Origin of the sequence: Sphingobacterium sp. 1.A.4, from assembly GCF_002734245.1 — a bacterium.
GTDB classification, from domain to species: Bacteria; Bacteroidota; Bacteroidia; order Sphingobacteriales; family Sphingobacteriaceae; genus Sphingobacterium; species Sphingobacterium tenebrionis.
This window is the reverse complement of sequence record NZ_PEAZ01000028.1, coordinates 1-614: the sequence shown is the minus strand read 5'-3', so window position 1 is coordinate 614 and position 614 is coordinate 1. Positions and strand designations below refer to the sequence as shown.

Genomic DNA, 614 nt, shown 5'->3' with positions numbered 1-614 from the left:
TCTCGTGGTCCTACAACCCCATATCTGCCGTAACAGGTATGGTTTGGGCTCTTTCCCGTTCGCTCGCCACTACTTGGGAAATCATTGTTATTTTCTCCTCCTACGCTTACTTAGATGTTTCAGTTCGGCGCGTTCGCTTCATTTGATGGCATGTCTTCAACATGCCGGGTTGCCCCATTCGGAGATCCACGGATCGATTCGCATTTGCCGATCCCCGTGGCTTATCGCAGCTTATCACGTCCTTCATCGCCTCTGAGAGCCTAGACATCCCCCGTGTGCCCTTGTTTACTTTCTTCACGCCACCATCCCTTTTGCCAGATGGTGCGTTGCTTTGGATCCATGCCCGTGGGCACTTCTCCTCTGTTGTCTTCTCTTGTTATCTCTTTTCTTCCAATATGTCAAAGAACTCTCATCCCTTCCCCTTGCGGGAAGGCCTGTGGAGAATAACGGATTCGAACCGTTGACCCCCTGCGTGCAAGGCAGGTGCTCTAGCCAGCTGAGCTAATTCCCCTTCCGTATCCTGGTAGTCCCGAGCAGATTTGAACTGCTGACCCCTACATTATCAGTGTAGTGCTCTAACCAACTGAGCTACGGGACTGGCTATCTTCATCTCT

Annotated in this window: 2 tRNA genes and 1 rRNA gene; all 3 read right to left on the bottom strand. The window is 51.5% G+C overall.

Annotation, left to right across the window (positions count from 1 at the left end):
- A 23S ribosomal RNA gene (locus CRJ00_RS02635) occupies positions 1-295 on the bottom strand; the annotation flags it as partial.
- A 142-nt stretch (positions 296-437) separates the two neighbouring features.
- Positions 438-511, bottom strand: a tRNA-Ala gene (locus CRJ00_RS02630).
- A gap of 10 nt (positions 512-521) precedes the next feature.
- A tRNA-Ile gene (locus CRJ00_RS02625) sits at positions 522-598 on the bottom strand.
- Between the last annotated feature and the right edge of the window lie 16 nt (positions 599-614).